14 protein-coding genes, 1 tRNA gene, 2 rRNA genes and 1 pseudogene are annotated in these 21,407 nt (G+C 39.0%); 9 read left to right on the top strand and 9 right to left on the bottom strand.

The features are described 5' to 3' along the window. Positions 1–62: 62 nt before the first annotated feature. The 3 genes from AC6H0A_RS07985 to pepE form a co-directional block, all read right to left on the bottom strand. On the bottom strand, positions 63–1,334 hold the full coding sequence (locus AC6H0A_RS07985; protein ID WP_497512618.1) for a M20 family metallo-hydrolase: 1,272 nt from the start codon (positions 1,332–1,334) through the stop codon (positions 63–65). Between the two features lie 70 nt (positions 1,335–1,404). Then, positions 1,405–2,700 (bottom strand): C4-dicarboxylate transporter DcuC, encoded by a 1,296-nt coding sequence (gene dcuC, locus AC6H0A_RS07980; RefSeq protein ID WP_179231015.1) that lies wholly within the window; start codon positions 2,698–2,700, stop codon positions 1,405–1,407. A gap of 17 nt (positions 2,701–2,717) precedes the next feature. After that, positions 2,718–3,422: a dipeptidase PepE gene (gene pepE, locus AC6H0A_RS07975; RefSeq protein WP_005640825.1), complete on the bottom strand. Its 705-nt coding sequence runs from the start codon at positions 3,420–3,422 to the stop codon at positions 2,718–2,720. Positions 3,423–3,598: 176 nt separating this feature from the next. Between pepE and AC6H0A_RS07970 the strand changes: the two are divergent. Next, positions 3,599–3,745, top strand: a pseudogene (locus AC6H0A_RS07970) (SoxR reducing system RseC family protein); the annotation flags it as partial. 101 nt (positions 3,746–3,846) lie between these two features. Here the strand turns inward: AC6H0A_RS07970 and potE are convergent. The 4 genes from potE to AC6H0A_RS07950 form a co-directional block, all read right to left on the bottom strand. Continuing rightward, positions 3,847–5,166 carry a putrescine-ornithine antiporter gene (potE, locus tag AC6H0A_RS07965; RefSeq protein ID WP_005640821.1) on the bottom strand — a complete coding sequence of 440 codons (1,320 nt, stop codon included), beginning with the start codon at positions 5,164–5,166 and terminating at the stop codon, positions 3,847–3,849. Positions 5,167–5,272: 106 nt separating this feature from the next. Further along, positions 5,273–7,435 carry an ornithine decarboxylase SpeF gene (gene speF, locus AC6H0A_RS07960; protein ID WP_497512617.1) on the bottom strand — a complete coding sequence of 721 codons (2,163 nt, stop codon included), beginning with the start codon at positions 7,433–7,435 and terminating at the stop codon, positions 5,273–5,275. 250 nt (positions 7,436–7,685) lie between these two features. Then, a complete protein-coding gene (gene speFL / locus AC6H0A_RS07955) occupies positions 7,686–7,880 on the bottom strand; it encodes a leader peptide SpeFL (RefSeq protein WP_005640817.1) in 195 nt (64 codons plus the stop codon). 210 nt (positions 7,881–8,090) lie between these two features. Continuing rightward, complete coding sequence (locus AC6H0A_RS07950) at positions 8,091–9,095, bottom strand: ornithine carbamoyltransferase (RefSeq protein ID WP_497512616.1); 1,005 nt, start codon at positions 9,093–9,095, stop codon at positions 8,091–8,093. Between the two features lie 362 nt (positions 9,096–9,457). On the opposite strand from AC6H0A_RS07950, the gene hcp reads away from it, so the two are divergent. From hcp to crcB, 4 genes are all read left to right on the top strand, one after another. After that, positions 9,458–11,110, top strand: coding sequence for a hydroxylamine reductase (gene hcp / locus AC6H0A_RS07945; RefSeq protein ID WP_005640813.1), 1,653 nt, complete (start codon positions 9,458–9,460; stop codon positions 11,108–11,110). 103 nt (positions 11,111–11,213) lie between these two features. Then, positions 11,214–12,236, top strand: a complete 1,023-nt coding sequence (gene hcr, locus AC6H0A_RS07940; RefSeq protein ID WP_497512615.1) for an NADH oxidoreductase — start codon at positions 11,214–11,216, stop codon at positions 12,234–12,236. A 111-nt stretch (positions 12,237–12,347) separates the two neighbouring features. Further along, complete coding sequence (locus AC6H0A_RS07935; RefSeq protein ID WP_005640808.1) at positions 12,348–13,166, top strand: Cof-type HAD-IIB family hydrolase; 819 nt, start codon at positions 12,348–12,350, stop codon at positions 13,164–13,166. Continuing rightward, entirely contained in the window at positions 13,166–13,552 is a 387-nt protein-coding gene (gene crcB / locus AC6H0A_RS07930) for a fluoride efflux transporter CrcB (protein WP_497512614.1), read from the top strand. Before AC6H0A_RS07935 ends, crcB begins: the two co-directional genes overlap by 1 nt. Here the strand turns inward: crcB and recX are convergent. Both recX and recA read right to left on the bottom strand, forming a co-directional pair. Beyond that, a complete protein-coding gene (recX, locus tag AC6H0A_RS07925) occupies positions 13,549–14,007 on the bottom strand; it encodes a recombination regulator RecX (RefSeq protein ID WP_005640804.1) in 459 nt (152 codons plus the stop codon). The genes crcB and recX overlap by 4 nt on opposite strands. 79 nt (positions 14,008–14,086) lie before the next feature. After that, on the bottom strand, positions 14,087–15,151 hold the full coding sequence (recA, locus tag AC6H0A_RS07920; protein ID WP_005640802.1) for a recombinase RecA: 1,065 nt from the start codon (positions 15,149–15,151) through the stop codon (positions 14,087–14,089). Positions 15,152–15,537: 386 nt separating this feature from the next. Between recA and tfoX the strand changes: the two genes are divergently transcribed. From tfoX to AC6H0A_RS07900, 4 genes are all read left to right on the top strand, one after another. Beyond that, on the top strand, positions 15,538–16,191 hold the full coding sequence (gene tfoX / locus AC6H0A_RS07915) for a DNA transformation protein TfoX (RefSeq protein WP_005640800.1): 654 nt from the start codon (positions 15,538–15,540) through the stop codon (positions 16,189–16,191). A 295-nt stretch (positions 16,192–16,486) separates the two neighbouring features. After that, positions 16,487–18,026 (top strand): 16S ribosomal RNA (locus AC6H0A_RS07910). Between the two features lie 118 nt (positions 18,027–18,144). Further along, positions 18,145–18,220, top strand: a tRNA-Glu gene (locus tag AC6H0A_RS07905). Between the two features lie 259 nt (positions 18,221–18,479). Further along, positions 18,480–21,376, top strand: a 23S ribosomal RNA gene (locus AC6H0A_RS07900). Together the 16S and 23S rRNA genes with 1 tRNA gene alongside form the textbook arrangement of a ribosomal RNA operon. Positions 21,377–21,407: the final 31 nt, after the last annotated feature.

The following is a 21,407-nucleotide window of genomic DNA, read 5'->3' as shown; positions in this document are numbered from 1 at the left end:
GCCTTTATTCTAAGAAAAATAGAGGATTCTTAAAAGAAAGGAGTAAAAATATTTTTATTTAATTAAGCTAATAATCTTTGTATTAAAGAAGTATAAATATTAACCCCAGTAAGCAATTGATTTTCATCAAAATCAAATTCAGCTTCGTGATGACCTGCTGTGCGGTCTGCACCAAGAATAAAGTAAATGGCTTTACCCCCGTGTTCTTGTACACGTCTACCTAAGATAGTCGCATCTTCACTTGCATTGAAAGCATAATCTGAATTTACGTTATTTATTTGTGGTTGTTCAAGAGATATTTCTTCGATAAGTTTTATAAGTTCAACATCGTTATTCATATCCACGGCTTCACCTACGATTTCAGTTTCATATGCTACATCAAAACTTATGGAGATACCTTTGGCTATTTGCATGACTTGTTCAGTCATGTATTCATTAATTGCTTTATTTTCTCCCCGCACTTCCAATTGTAATTCAGCAGAAGATGGAATGACATTTCGTCCTTCACCCGCTTTTAGCACACCCACATTAATTCTTGTCATGCCTTCACCATGGCGTGCAATACCATGAAGTTGAGTGACTGTATGCGCTGCAGCTAATAAGGCATTACGACCTAAATGGGGCGCAGCACCTGCGTGAGCCGGTTTACCTTTGTAGCGAATATCAATTTTTGTAGTGGAAAGAAAATTTCTTGGATTAGCAATAACTGTGCCTGTATTCGCGCAAAAACTAATGTGTGAAGAAGCAAAATAATCTACATCATCAATTATGCCACTTTGTGCAATGGCTGCTGCACCACGAACACCTTCTTCTGCTGGTTGGAATACAATTTTTACTTTTCCAGTGAGTTTATCTTTGTTCTGAGCGATCCATAATGCAATACCTAAACCTATTGTAATATGTGAATCATGTCCACAAGCATGCATAAAACCATCGTTAATTGAGACAAAACCTTCTTTATTTGGAATATGCTCGGGTGAACGAGTTTCCGTTACATTCACACAGTCTATATCAAAACGTAATGCAATAGTTTTTCCTGGTTTACCTGAATCAAATAATGCCACACAACCAGTGTACCCTTCCATTTTTTCGAGCCATTTTTCATTTGCTCCATAGGCTTTTGCATTAGCTAAACCTTTATCTACTACGGCTTGTTTTCGTCCACGAACAAAGTCCAGATTTATAACTTGTTTGCCAAGAAAAATTTCAAAACAACCTAAGTCTTCCAAGTAATCCGCAATGCGAGAAGTTGTCCAAAATTCACTCCAACCAATTTCTGGAAAACGATGAAATTCACGCCGCCATTTAACAAGTTGATTTAAATCTAAGTTCATTTTTTTCTCCTTTAAAAGTCTATAAAAACAGACCGCATTTAAATAAAGTGCGGCCAATTTTTTACTATTTCTACAACATAAATAATGCTAAGAATAAAACAGCAAGTATCATGCCTGGTGCGGTACGTTTTACCATTTCTACTGGGCTTACCATCGCAAGGCCTGCACAAACAATGGTTACACCTGCAATTGGTGAAGCTGTACGACCAATTGCACCAGCAATAGCTGCTGCCATACCAAGATTTACATGAGTGTAGCCGAATTCTACCGCATGTGGCGTGACAGCACTGTTAAAGGCAATCGCTGCCGCATCGCCAGAACCTGTAATTAACCCCATTAAGAATGGTCCAATTGTTGCACCCCAACGTACAAATTCGTTGGATTCTTTTAAGAAAGAAATTGCAGCATCCACTGCGCCCGTAGATTTTAATCCTGCTACAAATACACTGGCTGCAATGATGATACCAAGCACGTTTGCATAAGAATTTCCCATACCATTGAAAAATTCTTCAGTGATTTTTACTGGAGAAATACGAGTTACGATAATGCCGTAAATTGCACCAATCAGCATCGCTTGAGGAACGCCCATTTTAGTCCATTCAAGACCCGGTACTTGTTGTAATGACGTTCCACCAATCACTAAAATAACTAATGGTATTAATGGTGCAAGGGCATAAAGTACATTGACGCCTTCAACAACTTTAATTTCATTTTCTTTTTGTTCTGCAAGATAAGCTTTACGATGTTGTTCACCATAATCTTTAAAAACAAGCGCAAGAATTGTTAAAACAACCGCACCTATAGCTCCTGCAATCATGTTATATGGTGCATGTGAAAGGTTTACTTGAGCGATAGTTAAGCCTGACATTTCACTAATCATTGCTGAGTGAGAAGAACCTGGGCTCATCATTGATCCAAAAGTCCCTGCTAAAATAGCTGCACCAGCAGTAGCTGGTCGAACACCCGCACTTTTTAAAACGGGAATTAATGTTGCGCCAACCGCAGCAGCACAACCAGCAGCAGAAGGAATAGCAATATTGATGAAAAAGGTGATGACTGTTGCAATCGGAATTAAGAAGAATTTTAATCCGCTTAATGGTTTAGTAAGTAAATGAACTAGATGAGTATCACATTGAGTGTATTTCATCACGTAAGCAAAACCCATACTAGAACAGATCGCCATAATTAATCCGCCCGATGTCATGCTTTTGGCAAAAGCATCTAATGCGCCCATTGGATTAAGCGTCAGAATGGACATAATTAAACCGACACCAATCAAAACGGTTCGGGTTTCGGCTTTTTTAATCAGAAAATAAATTGTGGCAATAATACCAATCACTGCAACGATGGATTTAAATAATTCCATTATATGTTCCCTTTAAGTTAATAAGAAAAAGTTGTATTGATATCAAATGTGCCACATTCCATATTTTCACTGAAACACAAAATAGGATTTTCGCCCAGCACAGTTGCCATTTCATTTTGTATATGAAGCGCAGAACCTTCAGGTAATGCATATACAAATGCATTTGGATTAACGAGTAAAAATTCTGCCAAACGTTCTTCTCGGCTTTCGCCATTGTGGCCTTGCATTTTACCTGAAATAAAGTGCGGATTAATTTGATGAGGAAAAAGTTGTAATGCTTGAAATGAAGGAGGATAAGTAATCGGCATATCATTAGTTGTCATAATAGATGCGCCCGCTACATTGGCGCCAGCACTCCAACCAAAATAAGGCGTACCGTTATTTACTTTTTCACGAATGATATCAATCAGATTGTGTTCATAAAGTTGTTTTAACAAACAAAATGTATTCCCGCCGCCAATAGCGATGACATCTGCTTGTTCAATAATATCTCGATGCTGTTTACCATGATGAACGGAAACAATATTCATCCCTAAATCAGAAAGTGCATTTTGCACAGTTTTTTCATATTCATCAAAAGTGCGGCGTACCCCAGCATAAGGCACAAAAGCAATTGTTTTACCACGATAATCAGCCAAGAAATTTTGTAACCAAGGTATGGTATGTTCAAGATAACCTGTGTTCTTGTATTTTGAGCTACTGAGCAGTAACATGTTTTTCATTTTCTACTCCTTTTTAGAGGCATTTAGTAATACCGATATTACGCTTAGAAAAGGTTAATTTTCAACGAAAAATTATTATTGTTTGACGAATATCAAAAAATAAACCGTATCAGGAGAAAACTATGTCAATTAATCTTAATCGTGTTCAAAATTTAATTGAAAAACTGGCTTTTATTTCATGTTATATCAGTGAAAATGAGACCATCCGTGCGATTTTAATCTTTATGTTGACCGCACTTTCCTTTGTCATGGTTAAACGTTACACCCGAAAACTCGGCCAACAAACAGAATTTCAGCCTATTTTGTTAAGAGTATTGTCCTAAATAAAAAGAACGGTTGAAAACAATTAAATTTTCAACCGCTCTTTTGTACTTAGCTTATTACTACTCGAAAGAGCCTACATTAAGATGTGGGCGTTTCTTTTTTAATTAGCTTGTGATTTTTTAAGATCAAATTTGTAAGAAACAAAACCATACAATGTCCAACCAATAAAGGTCACAATTGAACCATATAACATCGCTTGTTCACCGGCTGCATAAAGTGCATATATACTATAGAGTGAACCAATAAAGGCAACAAAAACGGTTGTTTTATATTTTTGTGGTGTAACATTCTCTGCTTTCAATAACACTGCAAGTGCAGCCATTGAGAGCAAGTATGGAATAACGTTTGTTACTACCGCTAAGTCCACCAACACATTGAATTGTTTATTTAATGATGGGCTGATTGTCATTAAAGAGAGTAAAGTTTGTAACGCAGTAATGGTAATCATACCAACAACAGGTGCATCTTTAGTGGTAACTTTTTTGAAGAATGCTGGGAAATAACCTTCTTCTGCTGAAGATTTGAATACTTGAGCAATAGTGAACTGCCAGCCTAATAATGAACCAAAGCAAGACATCACCATTAAGACCATGATAACTTTACCGACAATTTCATCAAACATATGAGCAAAGGCTAAACCGAATGGCGCTGTTGAATTAGCGAGTTCAAGGTTAGGTACAATACCTGCAATCACGTTAGTTGAAACAATATAAATTACCGCTGCCCCTAAAGTACCACCAAGTACTGCTATTGGTACGTTTTTCTCAGGGTTTTCAACTGCATCTGCGTTAGCACAAGCTGATTCTAACCCTAAGAACGCCCATAATGTCATTGAAATAGATACACCGATCGCTTCAAAAGTTGGTACATTATGTGGGTTCCAAGAGTTTACATACATTGAACCATCAAACCATTTCCAACCGATGATTGAAATACCTACCACAGGAATAATTACACCCCAAATGGTGAATGAACTGATATTACCGGTGATTCTTGCACCACCAAAGTTAAGAACGGTTGCAAGCCAAAGGGTGAAGATGGTCCATAATGCGATAGAAAGTGGAGAAAGGGTTGCGCCGAGAAGCTCTGAACCATAACCCACCGCAGAAATCGCGATTGCTGTATTCGCAATAACTAATGATACACCGTAAGTGTAGTTAGCCATGAAGTTACCGGCTTTACCGAAAGAGTATTCCGCATAACCGCCCATACCACCAGATTTTTTACTGAACATACCGCATTGTGCGAATGCGTAAGCTAAGGCTGTTGAACCAACGGCTGTTACAAGCCAAGAAACGATGGAAATAGTCCCAATTTCAGCTAATTTGGTAGGTAACATAATGATACCGGAACCCATCATATTAACCATGGTAAGAATGGTAAGTTGTACCACACCAATTTTATTACTTTTAGCGCTCATAATTTATACTCCTACAAGTGCGGTCAAAAAATCAGATGTTTTTAACCGCACTTTCTTTTGTTTGTGCTGAGAGGGTTATGAGGAAGATCCTCACAACCTCACTTTATTAATAGTCAGTTAAAACATAGCCATATGCACGAGTACGTCCATCAGGGTCTTTTTGTAAGTAAACCCCTTGGATTTCAGGTGCGAAACCAGGTAATGTGTTGATACCTTCTTCTAATGCAAGGAAGTATTTTTGTGCAGTTGGACTCCATCTTTCTCCAGGCACCACACATAACACACCTGGAGGATAAGGTAATGCACCTTCCGCAGCCACACGACCAACAATATCAGTCAATGGAACGAGTTCAACTTTGTTACGTACTAACTCAATATTTGCATCATGTGGATTTAATACATATTCTGGTAATGTCGCTTTGCGGAATAAATCTTTTTGAAGTTGTTTCACATTGTGGCTTACATAAAGATCATGCATTTCTTGGCATAATTGACGGATGGTGTAGCCTTTGTAACGGTCTTCATTGTTTTTATACACAGTTGGCAATACATCTTTTAATAAAGAGTCTTGTTTAATGTGTTTTTCAAACAAGGCGATTTGAGCGACCAAAGTTTGCATTTTGGTGAGGGTTTCTGCCGGAGTGAGCAAGAATAAGATTGAGTTCAAGTCACATTTTTCCGGAATAATACCGTTTTCACGTAAGTAGTTAGCAAGAATGGTTGCTGGTACACCAAATTTTTCATATTCGCCTGTTTCTAAGCTAATACCTGGCGTGGTAAGCAAGAATTTACATGGGTCAACGAAATATTGTTCGTCAGCATAGCCTTCAAATTTATGCCATGTATCTGTTGGGTGGAATTTGAAGAACTCGAGGTTAGTTGCGATTTCTTCTGTGTCATAATCTTGCCATTTTTTACCTTTAATTGTGGTTGGAATAAATGGACGAATTAATTCACAGTGATTTAATACTAATTTACGTGCTTCGATACCAACTTTCACACATTCATGCCATAAACGACGACCTGCTTCGCTACCTTGAATTTTTGCATTCACATCTAACGCCGCAAATAATGGATAGAACGGACTGGTTGACGCATGTAACATAAAGGCATTATTGAAACGTTTGTGGTTTACATAACGATCTTGACCTTTAATGTGTTTATCTTTTTTGTGAATTTGTGAAGTTTGTGAGAAACCTGCTTGTTGTTTATGAACAGATTGAGTCACTAAAATACCAGGGTCATTTTCATTTAATTCAAGCAATAATGGAGAGCAGTCTTTCATCATTGGAATGAATTGTTCATAACCTACCCATGCAGAGTCGAATAAGATGTAATCACAAAGATGACCAATTTTATCTACCACTTGACGTGCGTTATAAATTGTACCGTCATAAGTACCTAATTGAATAACAGCTAAACGGAATGGACGTTTTTGATTTAATTTTTCAGGCGCCACTTCTTTAATTAATGATTTTAAATAATCTTCTTCGAAGCAGTGACTATCGATACCACCAATGAAACCAAATGGGTTACGAGCAGTTTCTAAGTAAATTGGGGTTGCACCCGCTTGAATTAATGCACCATGGTGGTTTGATTTATGGTTATTACGGTCAAATAACACTAAATCGCCTGGAGCAAGTACAGCATTTAACGCAACTTTGTTTGAAGAAGATGTACCATTCAATACGAAGTAAGTTTTATCTGCATTGAATACTTGAGCCGCATATTTTTGTGCATCACAAGCTGCCCCTTCGTGAATTAACAAGTCACCTAATTTTACGTCCGCATTACAAATGTCCGAACGGAAAATGTTTTCACCGTAGAAGTCATAAAGGAAACGACCTGCTGGATGTTTACGATAGTATTGACCACCTTGATGTCCCGGACAGTCAAAAGCAATATTACCCATTTCTACATATTCACTTAACATTTTGAAGAATGGAGGTAACATTTTTTCTTCATAAAGTTTCGATGCAGTTTCGATTTGACGGCTATAAAGTTTGATGTCATAACCGTTTAAATCTTGAATATGGTAAATAGAATCATAGAATTTTGGATCCACTAGTTGTTCTTCTGTTTGAACAACGAATACAGGAACGCCGAATTTTGTTGCTTGAATTTTATCGAGGTATTCACCTACATCACTTGAACTTAATACGATGGCTGCAACATCTGTAAAGTCTGTTTTAGCAATCTCAACTAATTCTCTATTTGTAGAGAAATATTGTTCAACTTTTGGGCTATATGCAATTTTTAAGTTTAGCATAATGAACTCCTTTATTTATTTTTGACGTAAAGTTACCTAGCATTATTAATTTTAATAATGCAATAGATTTATTTAGAATAAAATAACCCTCTCTAGTTTTTTATTATAAAAACTAAAGTAAGAATATATTTATTTTAAATTAAATAAGATTAAGTTAATTCCTAAAGATATTTCTTACCTGTTCTAGGCAATACAAAAATATCCAGAAATTAATCTGTGGAGACTCTCTAAACAGAGAGAACAACTTTGTTTAGAGAGCCGTGTTGGATGGTTTGTTTTGAGAAGCAAATAAAGAGTATGAGAAACAAGAACGATAAGATGGCATCATAATATGACGAGTGCGACGAATATGAGCCATTAAAGAACGACCTTTTATCGGGTTAAACCGTAAAAGTCTTAATTCCTTTGTATGGACATATCTGTGTATATATGTACGAAATAGCATAGAAAAAATCCCTCTTTCTATCTAAACTAATCTTTGTTGGGTGCATTCTCTGCTTGTGTAAATATTATGTCAATAATATTTTTCAAAAAACGTGATCATTATCAAAAAATAAATTTAAATTTTACATAAAAATAAAACTACAAAAGTATGGAAATATTTTATCCTTAAAATGAGATGATAAATAAATATACCAATTTATCTAGATCCTTCCTAAGCTAAACTCGCAACCATGACTGCTTTAATTGTGTGCATACGGTTTTCTGCTTGTTCAAATGCAATGTTCATTGGCGATTCAAATACATCTTCAGTTACTTCAATACCATTCGCTAATTCAGGATATTTTTCAGCAATTTGACGACCAACTTTGGTTTCACTGTTATGGAAGGCAGGTAAGCAGTGCATAAATTTCACTTTTGGATTACCAGTGCATTTCATTAATTCAGGTGTGACTTGATAAGGAAGTAATAATTTAATGCGTTCGTCCCAAGTTTCTAATGGTTCACCCATTGAAACCCACACATCAGTATGGACAAAATCTACACCTTTCACAGCTTTGTCGATATCTTCAGTTACAGTAATACGAGCGCCACTTTCTTTCGCAAATTTTTCGCACATTTCCACAAGACTTGCTTCTGGTAATAATGCTTTAGGTCCACAAATACGAACATCCATACCTAATTTTGCACCAATTAATAAAAGTGAATTACCCATGTTATTGCGAGCATCCCCAATATATACATAGCTAATTTCGCTTAATGGCTTGTCGCAATGTTCAATCATGGTAAGTACGTCGGCAAGCATTTGTGTTGGGTGGAATTCATCGGTTAAACCATTGAATACCGGCACACCAGCATAATCAGCAAGTTCTTGAACGATACTTTGTTTAAAGCCACGATATTCAATGCCATCATACATTCTGCCTAATACGCGGGCGGTATCTTTCATACTTTCTTTGTGGCCAATTTGAGAGGAGTTCGGGTCGATGTAGGTAACTTGTGCACCTTGGTCATAAGCGGCGACTTCAAATGCACAGCGTGTGCGGGTGGAGGTTTTTTCAAAGATGAGCGCGATATTTTTACCTTTTAATTTTTGTTGTTCTGTGCCTGCATATTTGGCTCGTTTCAAATCTCGGGAGAGATCTAAGAGATATTTAATTTCACGTTCTGTGTGATGAACAAGACTGAGTAAATGTCTGTTTTTCATATTGAAAGCCATAATAATCTCCTTGTTTTTGACTATCTATTAGGGAATAAACATACATCATTCGAGATACTGCTTGTTGTTCGAACAGTTGCATTATAAGAGAGGTAAAATGAAATTTGTTATCGTATTTCAGCTAGTAATGTAAAGATATCGAATTTTATTGCGAGGTTTTTAGTGTTATTAGAATTTATGTTTTTCTAAACTAGAAAATCAATTCATTATTGGTATTAGCTTAATCTAGATCAAACAAGTTCTAATTAATTAAAATTTCCTTTTGTATCTAGTAGAAAAAAGGTTTTATCATTTTTCCATAAATCTGAGTGATTTTATCGGGTTTATAACGAAACTTTCTATTCTAACAAAAGGACTTAATTATGTACTGTGTACAATGTGAACAAACCATGCGCACACCTGTGGGTAACGGTTGTAGTTACTCTCAAGGAATGTGCGGTAAAACTGCGGAAACTTCTGATTTACAAGACCTTCTTGTTGCAACTGTGCAAAGCTTATCAGCTTGGGCTATTCAAGCGAGAGATTTAGCTATTGTCGATAATGAAATTGATGCTTTTACGGCACAGGCATTTTTCTCTACCTTGACTAATGTAAACTTTGATTCTCAACGTATTGTTGAATATGCGCAACAAGCCATAGCTTATCGCGATAATTTAATGAAACGCTGCCGTACACTAAATCCAAGTATTGATATAAACCATCCATTAGCTCACTTACAGCTTGAAGGCGCAACGATTTCTGATTTAACAAAACAAGCAGCGAATTTTGCCCTAAATTCTGACCGCACTTTAATTGGGGAAGAAGTACATGGCGTGCGTATGCTTTGTTTATACGGTTTAAAAGGTGCGGCTGCTTATATGGAACATGCCCATGTTTTAGGTAAATTTGATAATGAGGTATATCGTCAATTCCATGAGTTTATGGCGTGGCTAGGAACGAATCCAAGTGATCTAAATGAATTGTTAGAAAAGGCTCTTGGCATCGGTAATATGAATTTTCAAGTAATGAGTTTATTAGATGCGGGTGAAACAGAAGCATTTGGTCATCCTGTTCCAGCAATGGTAAATGTGAAGCCTGTAGCAGGAAAATGTATTTTAATTTCTGGCCATGATTTAAAAGATTTAAAAGCACTTTTAGAACAAACGGAAGGAACAGGGATAAATATTTATACTCATGGTGAAATGTTGCCTGCGCATGGTTACCCAGAATTGAAAAAATACAACCATTTGGTTGGTAACTATGGAAGTGGTTGGCAAAATCAGCAGAAAGAATTTGCTAAATTCCCTGGTCCTGTAATTATGACCTCTAACTGTATTATTGATCCTAATGTTGGTAATTATGCAGATCGTATTTATACTCGTAGTATTGTGGGCTGGCCAGGTGTAACGCACATTGAAGATCGTGATTTCAGTCAAGTTATCGCGAAAGCGCAAGAAATGACAGGATTCCCTTATGATGAATTAGAACACAAAATTACCGTTGGGTTTGGTCGACAAACTTTATTAGATGCTTCAGATGCAGTGATTAATCTTGTTGCTGCTGGAAAATTACGTCATGTTTTCTTAGTGGGCGGTTGTGATGGCAGCAAAGGTGAGCGTAGCTATTACACAGATTTCGCTCGTCAAGTACCAGAAGATTGTGCGATTTTAACTTTAGGTTGTGGTAAATATCGTTTTAATAAATTAGATTTTGGCTCTATTGATGGGTTACCTCGATTGTTAGATGTTGGGCAATGTAATGATGCGTATTCTGCAATAATGCTTGCTGTAAATCTTTCTCAAAAACTGGGTATTGGCGTTAACGAATTGCCATTAACACTTGTGCTTTCTTGGTTTGAGCAAAAAGCTATTGTTATTTTGCTTACCTTATTAGCGTTAGGTGTAAAAAATATCTATACAGGACCGACTGCGCCAGCATTTTTAAATGATAATGTGATGGCATTATTAAATGAAAAATTCGGTTTGCGCGGTTTGACTACTCCAGAACAAGATATGGCAGAAGCTTTAGATAAATAACATTTCATAGAAAAGTGCGGTCGATTTTTTAATTTGTAGTATTAGTTTTATAAACATTTTAAAAATTCACCGCACTTTTTTCTATCTTCAAAGAGAAAATTCTATGTCAAATAATCAGAATCCGTTGTGTTATAACGAAATGCAGGTACATGCTATTCATCAGGAAACTGATGATGTCTATACAATTGAATTAATAGCACAAGATTTTTACCTTTATGAGCCTGGTCAGTATGCTTTAGTAAGTATTCGTAATACACCAAATATTGTACGAGCTTATACGCTATCGTCTACACCAGGAATGAGCCGTTTTGTTACTTTAACCGTTCGTCGTATTAAAAACGGAGTAGGTTCTAATTGGATTACATCCGAAATTAAAGAAGGTGATCAAATTTGGCTATCCGATCCAATGGGTAAATTTACCTGTACTCGCATTGTAAGTGATCGATATTTGCTTGTGGCTGGTGGATGTGGTGTTACGCCAATCATGTCTATGACTCGCTGGTTATTAAAAAATAAACCGGGTGTAGATGTGGTTGTATTCTATAGTGTCCATTCGCCGAAAGATGTTATTTTTAAACGAGAATGGGCATTACTGAAAGAACAATTTCCACAGTTAAAATTGTTTATTAATGCTTCTGTTGATGCGGATGATGGCTTTATAGATGGACGTTTAAATAGTCAAATGTTATCTGACCTTGTACCCAATATAGCTGATTATACGGTGCTTACTTGTGGCCCAGAAAGTTATATGAGTGATTTACGTGTGATGACAGAATCCCTTGGTATCCCATCCGAGCGTTTCTTTTTAGAGCAATTTCATTCTTCAGCAGAAAATTGTATGTTAGATAATAGTAAACAAGTGACGCTTTCCATTACTAATCCAGTACCTCAAACTTTTTCTGTACCTGTTGGAAAAACATTATTAGCTGCTTTGGAAGAACATAAAGCACCGATTATTGCCGCCTGTAGAGAAGGTATTTGTGGTTCTTGTAAAACTTTAGTGGTGAGTGGTGATTATGAAGTGAGCTCAAACGGACCGCTGACAGAAGATGAAATTAAACAAGGTTATGTTTTAGCGTGCTGCTGTCAAATGAAAGGAAATATGTCAGTTGATTTAATGCCTTAATCCTTAATAAAGTGCGGTTATTTTTATTACGGTTTTTATACATTGATCTTAGACAAGGGCAATTTGTATATTTAGTGATATGATAACCGCAAATTATTTTTTGAGGTTTTTATGAATTTACCTTTTCGAGCAATGGTGTCTGATTTAGATGGCACCCTTTTAACTCCTGAACATTTAGTCGGTGATCTTACCATTGATACGCTGAGAGCATTAGAGCAAAACGGTGTGGATATCATTTTGGCAACGGGGCGTAACCATACTGATGTGTCATCCATTCTTGGAAAAATTGGTGCGGAACGTGCAGTTATGATTACATCAAATGGTGCTCGTGTACGGGATTTACAGGGTAATTTGCTTTATAGCAACAGCTTGCCTGAAGAATTAGTTCTCGAGCTTTACAAAACTCCATTTGATACTTCCAAAGTATGCATGAATAGCTATCAAGATGAAGGTTGGTTTACTAATAAAGATATTCCTGCAATGCGTCAGTTCCATAAAGAATCTGGATTTGATTATAACGTAGTTGATTTTTCCAAACATCATGGACGTGGGACAGAAAAAGTCTTTTTTATTGGTAAAACTCCTGAGGATTTAGTTGAAGTAGAAACTTATTTACGAGATAAGTTTGGTGACGTAACGACAATTGTTTATTCAGCATTAGCTTGTTTGGAAGTAATGAATAAGAATGTTTCAAAAGGCGACGCATTAAAACATTTACTTGAATCACGCGAGTATGAGTTAAAAGACTGTATTGCTTTTGGTGATGGAATGAATGATGTAGAAATGCTTTCTTGGTCTGGTAAAGGCTGTGTCATGCAAGATGCAGATATTCGTTTAAAAAAAGCTTGTCCAGAGTTAGAAGTTATTGGCTCAAATAAAGAAGAATCAGTCGCTCGTTATTTGCGAACCCAATTTGGATTAGATTATTAATGCAGGCATTATTATTCATAAGTTGTGGTGCAATATTAGGTGCGTCATTACGTTGGGCTATAGGATTGTTATTTAATCCTTTATTTTCTTCGTTTGCTTTTGGGACTTTAATCGCTAATTTGCTTGGTTGTTTAATTATTGGTGTATTACTTGGGCTTTTTTGGCAATTCCCACAAATTAGTTCTGAATGGCGGTTATTTTTAATTACTGGTTTTTTAGGATCGCTAACCACATTTTCTTCTTTTTCTTCCGAAGTTGTGGAATTATTTTTTAATGATAAATGGTTAAATGGATTTAGTGTACTGGCTATGCATTTATTCGGATGTTTAGCTATGACAACATTTGGCATTTGGATATATAAAATTTGTTCTCAACTTTTACATTAATCCCATTCACTTTGGTTTTTCCCAATTAAATCAGCAAATTCATCGCTACGAAATCCGTGTGATAGCATATATTGCCAAATTTTTTGTTTCATTTTAGTCGTTTGCTGTTCGTTGTAATTTGGGAATTTTTTACGTAACAAGTTCTCTGCCATTTCATACCAATCAATTTCTGATTCCATTAAAACTTCATCAATAATATCAGAAGACACACCTTTTAATTGGAGTAATTCTTGTCTAATTCTTCCTACACCATAACCTTTTTGTGCGCGTGAATTTAGATAATTTTCTGAAAAACGACGATCACTTTGCCAATTTTTTGCCTGGCATAAAGATAATGCATGATCAATTTCTTCTTCCGAAAAGTTCTTTTCCTGCATTTTATTGCGGAGCTCAAATTCACTATATTCTCTGCGAGAAAGAAGATTAACTATGTAATTAAAAGCAAGAGATGACAAGGAATGATTCCTTTATTTTTATTGAGTTGATATAAAGTGCGGTTAAAAATGACCGCACTTTTGGCGTTGATGATTTGATTTATTCAAAATCACTTTCTGATTCTGAACTATTTTCAGATTGTTCAATGTCAGCCATTAAAGCTTGTTCTGGATTAGCTACTAATTCTGCGCGTAAACGAGCTTCTAATTCATCTGCCTTTTCTGGATTTTCATTGAGCCATTTCATTGAGTTAGTTTTACCTTGGCCAATTTTTTCTCCATTATAGGCATACCATGCACCTGATTTCTCTACAAGCTTGTGTTTTACACCAAGTTCTAATAATTCCCCTGTTTTTGAAATACCTTCGCCATAAAGAATTTGGAAATCTACTTGACGGAATGGTGCTGCTAATTTGTTTTTCACTACTTTTACGCGGGTTTCATTCCCAATGATATTTTCACCATCTTTTACAGAACCTGTTCGACGAATATCTAAGCGAACAGAAGAATAGAATTTTAATGCATTACCGCCTGTGGTGGTTTCAGGGTTACCAAACATCACACCTATTTTCATTCGGATTTGGTTAATAAATACGACTAAACAGTTTGCATTTTTAATTTGGCCAGTAAGTTTACGCAAAGCTTGTGACATTAAACGAGCCTGTAGCCCCATATGGGAATCACCCATATCCCCTTCAATTTCAGCTTTTGGTGTCAGTGCGGCAACGGAATCCACAATAATTACATCAATTGCGCCAGAGCGAACTAATGCATCACAGATTTCAAGTGCTTGTTCACCATTATCTGGTTGGGAAACAAAAAGTTCTTTTACATCCACCCCAAGTTTTGCTGCATAAATAGGATCTAGTGCGTGTTCCGCGTCAATAAATGCGCAGGTTTTTCCAGCTTTTTGCGCTTGGGCAATGACGGAAAGAGTTAATGTTGTTTTACCAGATGATTCGGGTCCGAAAATTTCTACAATTCGTCCCATAGGTAAACCACCGATTCCTAGTGCAACATCTAAGCCAAGTGATCCGGTAGAAATAGATTCTACATCCAACGTTTTGGTATCACCTAACTTCATAATTGAGCCTTTACCAAATTGTTTTTCGATTTGTCCTAATGCTGCAGCTAGTGCTTTTTGTTTTTCTTCTTTAGTTACCATAAGTGAATTCCTGTTTGAATGTTCAAGTTTTTTGTGATTATACCTGTATTGATGTACAGGTCAAGAAAAATATTCATATTTGGAAAAATATGGGATACGTATTCCAAAAAAAGAAGATCTAAACCTTAAAATGAGGTGGTTATGATAAAAGCTTGTTAATTGAATTTTTAGGTTAATTTATATACAAAGTATAATGGTGAGAAAATTTTTAAATATAGTATATTTATATAGAAACCAATTGTTTACATAAAAATAAATTTCAAATTTACGATCAGCTTCACAAATCTGAAATTTATTCTTAGTCAGATTAAAAACTTCATGATATAAACCAAATCAGAAGTACTTCTACTGACCATCTTTAAAATTGTTATTCATAGGAGATTTATATGAATATAAAAGACGAGCATATAGATAATGTTTGCTCTATATTAGATCAGTTAGTAGGAAATGTAACCTTTAAAAATCTTTTTACAGGTTACGGTGTGTTTCACAAGGAAGAGACAATGTTTGCCATTTGGCAGAATAAAAAACTTTATCTACGTGGCGAGGATGAACTTGCAATTCAATTAAGTAAATTAGGTTGTGAACCATTTACAACAAATGAGTTGAATAAGAGATTTGTACTTTCTCAATATTATGCACTTTCAGATCAGGTGATGCGTAATAATATGTTGTGTAGAAAGTTGATTATTCTTTCTATTCAGCAAATTCGCAATCAGAAGTTAGATCGTACTTTAAGAAAGCTAAATAGATTAAAGGATTTACCCAATTTAACTATCAAGCATGAAAGGGCGCTAATAAAAGTTGGCATTACAGATGTTGCTATGCTAAGAGAAATTGGTGCAGAAAATGCATTGGTGGAATTAAAGAAAAGCGGCAGTGGAGCAACTTTAGATTTTTATTGGAAGTTAGTATGTGCTTTGCAAAATAAAAATAGCCAATTTTTAAGTCAATCTGAAAAAGAGCGTTTATTAAAGAAATTAAACGAAATTTTGAGAAAGAATGGCTTGAAAGGCTATAGAAAATTAGATGACGAATAAAATTTGTTCATCCAAATAATTTTTTTCAAAAAGATCTTGCAAAGGCGTCTGAAATCCCTATAATGCACCGCACACAACGACGCACTGTTGTGAAGTATTTAAGTTTACAAGTGCGTCGTTGTTTTTTGCTCTTTAACAATGTATCAGACAATCTGTGTGGGCACTTGTTGATTGACTTGTTTTAAAAATATTTTTTAATTTTGAAGTCTTAATAGGTGCTTAACTGAAAATTCATAATTACTTTTTAAGTAGTATTTTTATTTATAGCTAAGCAATATATTGAGCGATTGAACTTGAATTGAAGAGTTTGATCATGGCTCAGATTGAACGCTGGCGGCAGGCTTAACACATGCAAGTCGAACGGTAGCAGGAGGAAGCTTGCTTTCTTGCTGACGAGTGGCGGACGGGTGAGTAATGCTTGGGAATCTGGCTTATGGAGGGGGATAACTACGGGAAACTGTAGCTAATACCGCGTAATATCGAAAGATTAAAGTGTGGGACCTTCGGGCCACATGCCATAAGATGAGCCCAAGTGGGATTAGGTAGTTGGTGAGGTAAAGGCTCACCAAGCCTGCGATCTCTAGCTGGTCTGAGAGGATGGCCAGCCACACTGGAACTGAGACACGGTCCAGACTCCTACGGGAGGCAGCAGTGGGGAATATTGCGCAATGGGGGGAACCCTGACGCAGCCATGCCGCGTGAATGAAGAAGGCCTTCGGGTTGTAAAGTTCTTTCGGTATTGAGGAAGGGATGTGTGCTAATAGTACACGTCATTGACGTTAAATACAGAAGAAGCACCGGCTAACTCCGTGCCAGCAGCCGCGGTAATACGGAGGGTGCGAGCGTTAATCGGAATAACTGGGCGTAAAGGGCACGCAGGCGGTTATTTAAGTGAGGTGTGAAAGCCCTGGGCTTAACCTGGGAATTGCATTTCAGACTGGGTAACTAGAGTACTTTAGGGAGGGGTAGAATTCCACGTGTAGCGGTGAAATGCGTAGAGATGTGGAGGAATACCGAAGGCGAAGGCAGCCCCTTGGGAATGTACTGACGCTCATGTGCGAAAGCGTGGGGAGCAAACAGGATTAGATACCCTGGTAGTCCACGCTGTAAACGCTGTCGATTTGGGGATTGGGCTTAGAGCTTGGTGCCCGTAGCTAACGTGATAAATCGACCGCCTGGGGAGTACGGCCGCAAGGTTAAAACTCAAATGAATTGACGGGGGCCCGCACAAGCGGTGGAGCATGTGGTTTAATTCGATGCAACGCGAAGAACCTTACCTACTCTTGACATCCATGGAATCCTGTAGAGATACGGGAGTGCCTTCGGGAACCATGAGACAGGTGCTGCATGGCTGTCGTCAGCTCGTGTTGTGAAATGTTGGGTTAAGTCCCGCAACGAGCGCAACCCTTATCCTTTGTTGCCAGCGATTCGGTCGGGAACTCAAAGGAGACTGCCAGTGATAAACTGGAGGAAGGTGGGGATGACGTCAAGTCATCATGGCCCTTACGAGTAGGGCTACACACGTGCTACAATGGCGTATACAGAGGGTGGCGAAACTGCGAGGTGGAGCGAATCTCAGAAAGTACGTCTAAGTCCGGATTGGAGTCTGCAACTCGACTCCATGAAGTCGGAATCGCTAGTAATCGCGAATCAGAATGTCGCGGTGAATACGTTCCCGGGCCTTGTACACACCGCCCGTCACACCATGGGAGTGGGTTGTACCAGAAGTAGATAGCTTAACCTTCGGGAGGGCGTTTACCACGGTATGATTCATGACTGGGGTGAAGTCGTAACAAGGTAACCGTAGGGGAACCTGCGGTTGGATCACCTCCTTACCCAAGACGAGAGACAGCGAGTGCTCACACAGATTGGCTGATAGTTATAGACAAGATTTGAAACGAAGCGAAAGCAACGTTGAAAGATAAGAAATATGATAGAGTATCTTTAATTGATGTCCCCATCGTCTAGAGGCCTAGGACATCGCCCTTTCACGGCGGTAACCGGGGTTCGAATCCCCGTGGGGACGCCAATTAAAGATAACTTTGTTAGATTATCTTACTGTTCTTTAAAAAATTGGAAACAAGCTGAAAACAAGAGATTTTCGAGAGAAAGTCTGAGTAGGCAAGGCAGTAAACAGTAAACTGAAAAGAAAACTGAAATAAAACTGTTTTGCATAAAATCTTGATTGAACAAAAGCAATCAAGTGTTTAGTTGAATGAAAATACGCATCAAATTGACCGCACTTTCAAGTGAAAACTTAAAGTGGTTGAAAGCATTTGAGGTTGTATAGTTAAGTGACTAAGCGTACAAGGTGGATGCCTTGGCAATCAGAGGCGAAGAAGGACGTGCTAATCTGCGAAAAGCTTGGATGAGTCGATAAGAGGCGTTTAATCCAAGATATCCGAATGGGGAAACCCAGTAGATGAAGAATCTACTATCACTAACTGAATCCATAGGTAAGTGAGGCAAACCGGGAGAACTGAAACATCTAAGTACCCCGAGGAAAAGAAATCAACCGAGATTTCGTCAGTAGCGGCGAGCGAAAGCGAAAGAGCCAGTTAATGATAGCAGCAGAGATAGAGGAATAAGCTGGGAAGCTTAGCGACACAGGGTGATAGCCCCGTACTCGACATCCAGGCTGTGGTACTAAGTTAACGAGAAGTAGGGCGGGACACGTGATATCCTGTTTGAAGATGGGGGGACCATCCTCCAAGGCTAAATACTCCTGATTGACCGATAGTGAACCAGTACTGTGAAGGAAAGGCGAAAAGAACCCCGGTGAGGGGAGTGAAATAGAACCTGAAACCTTGTACGTACAAGCAGTGGGAGCCTGAAAGGGTGACTGCGTACCTTTTGTATAATGGGTCAGCGACTTATATTTTGTAGCGAGGTTAACCGAATAGGGGAGCCGAAGGGAAACCGAGTCTTAACTGGGCGTCTAGTTGCAAGGTATAGACCCGAAACCCGGTGATCTAGCCATGGGCAGGTTGAAGGTTGGGTAACACTAACTGGAGGACCGAACCGACTAATGTTGAAAAATTAGCGGATGACTTGTGGCTGGGGGTGAAAGGCCAATCAAACCGGGAGATAGCTGGTTCTCCCCGAAATCTATTTAGGTAGAGCCTTGAGCGGACACCTTTGGGGGTAGAGCACTGTTTCGGCTAGGGGTCCATCCCGGATTACCAACCCGATGCAAACTACGAATACCAAAGAGTGATACTCAGGAGACACACGGCGGGTGCTAACGTCCGTCGTGGAGAGGGAAACAACCCAGACCGCCAGCTAAGGTCCCAAAGTCTATATTAAGTGGGAAACGAAGTGGGAAGGCTTAGACAGCTAGGATGTTGGCTTAGAAGCAGCCATCATTTAAAGAAAGCGTAATAGCTCACTAGTCGAGTCGGCCTGCGCGGAAGATGTAACGGGGCTGAAATATAGCACCGAAGCTGCGGCATCAGACGAAAGTCTGTTGGGTAGGGGAGCGTTGTGTAAGCGGAAGAAGGTGTGTTGAGAAGCATGCTGGACGTATCACAAGTGCGAATGCTGACATAAGTAACGATAAAACGGGTGAAAAACCCGTTCGCCGGAAGACCAAGGGTTCCTGTCCAACGTTAATCGGGGCAGGGTGAGTCGGCCCCTAAGGCGAGGCTGAAGAGCGTAGTCGATGGGAAACAGGTTAATATTCCTGTACTTGGTAAAGCTGCGATGTGGGGACGGAGTAGGTTAGGTTATCGCACTGTTGGATATGTGCGTTTAAGTTGGTAGGTGGGAAGTTTAGGCAAATCCGGACTTCCTTAACACTGAGAGATGATGACGAGGCTCTACGGAGCTGAAGTAACTGATACCACACTTCCAGGAAAAGCCACTAAGCGAAAGGCTTTACTAAACCGTACTGAAAACCGACACAGGTGGTCAGGTAGAGAATACTCAGGCGCTTGAGAGAACTCGGGTGAAGGAACTAGGCAAAATAGCACCGTAACTTCGGGAGAAGGTGCGCCGGCGTAGATTGTAGTCCCTCGCGGGCGAAGGTTGAACCGGTCGAAGATACCAGCTGGCTGCAACTGTTTATTAAAAACACAGCACTCTGCAAACACGAAAGTGGACGTATAGGGTGTGATGCCTGCCCGGTGCTGGAAGGTTAATTGATGGTGTAATCGAAAGAGAAGCTCCTGATCGAAGCCCCAGTAAACGGCGGCCGTAACTATAACGGTCCTAAGGTAGCGAAATTCCTTGTCGGGTAAGTTCCGACCTGCACGAATGGCATAATGATGGCCAGGCTGTCTCCACCCGAGACTCAGTGAAATTGAAATCGCCGTGAAGATGCGGTGTACCCGCGGCTAGACGGAAAGACCCCGTGAACCTTTACTATAGCTTGACACTGAACATTGAATTTTGATGTGTAGGATAGGTGGGAGCCTTTGAAGCAGTCACGCCAGTGATTGTGGAGGCGTCCTTGAAATACCACCCTTTAACGTTTGATGTTCTAACGAAGATTACGAAACGTGGTCTCGGACAGTGTCTGGTGGGTAGTTTGACTGGGGCGGTCTCCTCCCAAAGAGTAACGGAGGAGCACGAAGGTTTGCTAATCACGGTCGGACATCGTGAGGTTAGTGCAATGATATAAGCAAGCTTAACTGCGAGACAGACAAGTCGAGCAGGTACGAAAGTAGGTCATAGTGATCCGGTGGTTCTGAATGGAAGGGCCATCGCTCAACGGATAAAAGGTACTCCGGGGATAACAGGCTGATACCGCCCAAGAGTTCATATCGACGGCGGTGTTTGGCACCTCGATGTCGGCTCATCACATCCTGGGGCTGAAGTAGGTCCCAAGGGTATGGCTGTTCGCCATTTAAAGTGGTACGCGAGCTGGGTTTAGAACGTCGTGAGACAGTTCGGTCCCTATCTGCCGTGGGCGTAGGAGAATTGGTTGGGGCTGCTCCTAGTACGAGAGGACCGGAGTGGACGCACCACTGGTGTTCCGGTTGTGTCGCCAGACGCATTGCCGGGTAGCTAAGTGCGGAAGAGATAAGTGCTGAAAGCATCTAAGCACGAAACTTGCCAAGAGATGAGTTCTCCCAGATTATAAATCTGTAAGGGTTGTTTAAGACTAAGACGTAGATAGGCAGGGTGTGTAAGTGATGTGAGTCATTGAGCTAACCTGTACTAATTGCCCGAGGGACTTAACTATACAACGCTCAAGTGTTTTTGGAAAAGAGCGA

Source organism: Haemophilus sp. THUN1692 (assembly GCF_059704395.1).
Note: the sequence above shows the minus strand (reverse complement) of the source record. Positions and strands in the feature narration are given on the sequence as shown.

Bases quoted from the DNA above. Each gene is read 5' to 3' on its own strand.
- AC6H0A_RS07985 (WP_497512618.1), bottom strand. From the start codon at position 1,334: ATGAACTTAGATTTAAATCAACTTGTTAAATGGCGGCGTGAATTTCAT.
- dcuC (WP_179231015.1), bottom strand. From the start codon at position 2,700: ATGGAATTATTTAAATCCATCGTTGCAGTGATTGGTATTATTGCCACA.
- pepE (WP_005640825.1), bottom strand. From the start codon at position 3,422: ATGAAAAACATGTTACTGCTCAGTAGCTCAAAATACAAGAACACAGGT.
- potE (WP_005640821.1), bottom strand. From the start codon at position 5,166: ATGAGCGCTAAAAGTAATAAAATTGGTGTGGTACAACTTACCATTCTT.
- speF (WP_497512617.1), bottom strand. From the start codon at position 7,435: ATGCTAAACTTAAAAATTGCATATAGCCCAAAAGTTGAACAATATTTC.
- speFL (WP_005640817.1), bottom strand. From the start codon at position 7,880: ATGCTATTTCGTACATATATACACAGATATGTCCATACAAAGGAATTA.
- AC6H0A_RS07950 (WP_497512616.1), bottom strand. From the start codon at position 9,095: ATGGCTTTCAATATGAAAAACAGACATTTACTCAGTCTTGTTCATCAC.
- hcp (WP_005640813.1), top strand. From the start codon at position 9,458: ATGTACTGTGTACAATGTGAACAAACCATGCGCACACCTGTGGGTAAC.
- hcr (WP_497512615.1), top strand. From the start codon at position 11,214: ATGTCAAATAATCAGAATCCGTTGTGTTATAACGAAATGCAGGTACAT.
- AC6H0A_RS07935 (WP_005640808.1), top strand. From the start codon at position 12,348: ATGAATTTACCTTTTCGAGCAATGGTGTCTGATTTAGATGGCACCCTT.
- crcB (WP_497512614.1), top strand. From the start codon at position 13,166: ATGCAGGCATTATTATTCATAAGTTGTGGTGCAATATTAGGTGCGTCA.
- recA (WP_005640802.1), bottom strand. From the start codon at position 15,151: ATGGTAACTAAAGAAGAAAAACAAAAAGCACTAGCTGCAGCATTAGGA.
- tfoX (WP_005640800.1), top strand. From the start codon at position 15,538: ATGAATATAAAAGACGAGCATATAGATAATGTTTGCTCTATATTAGAT.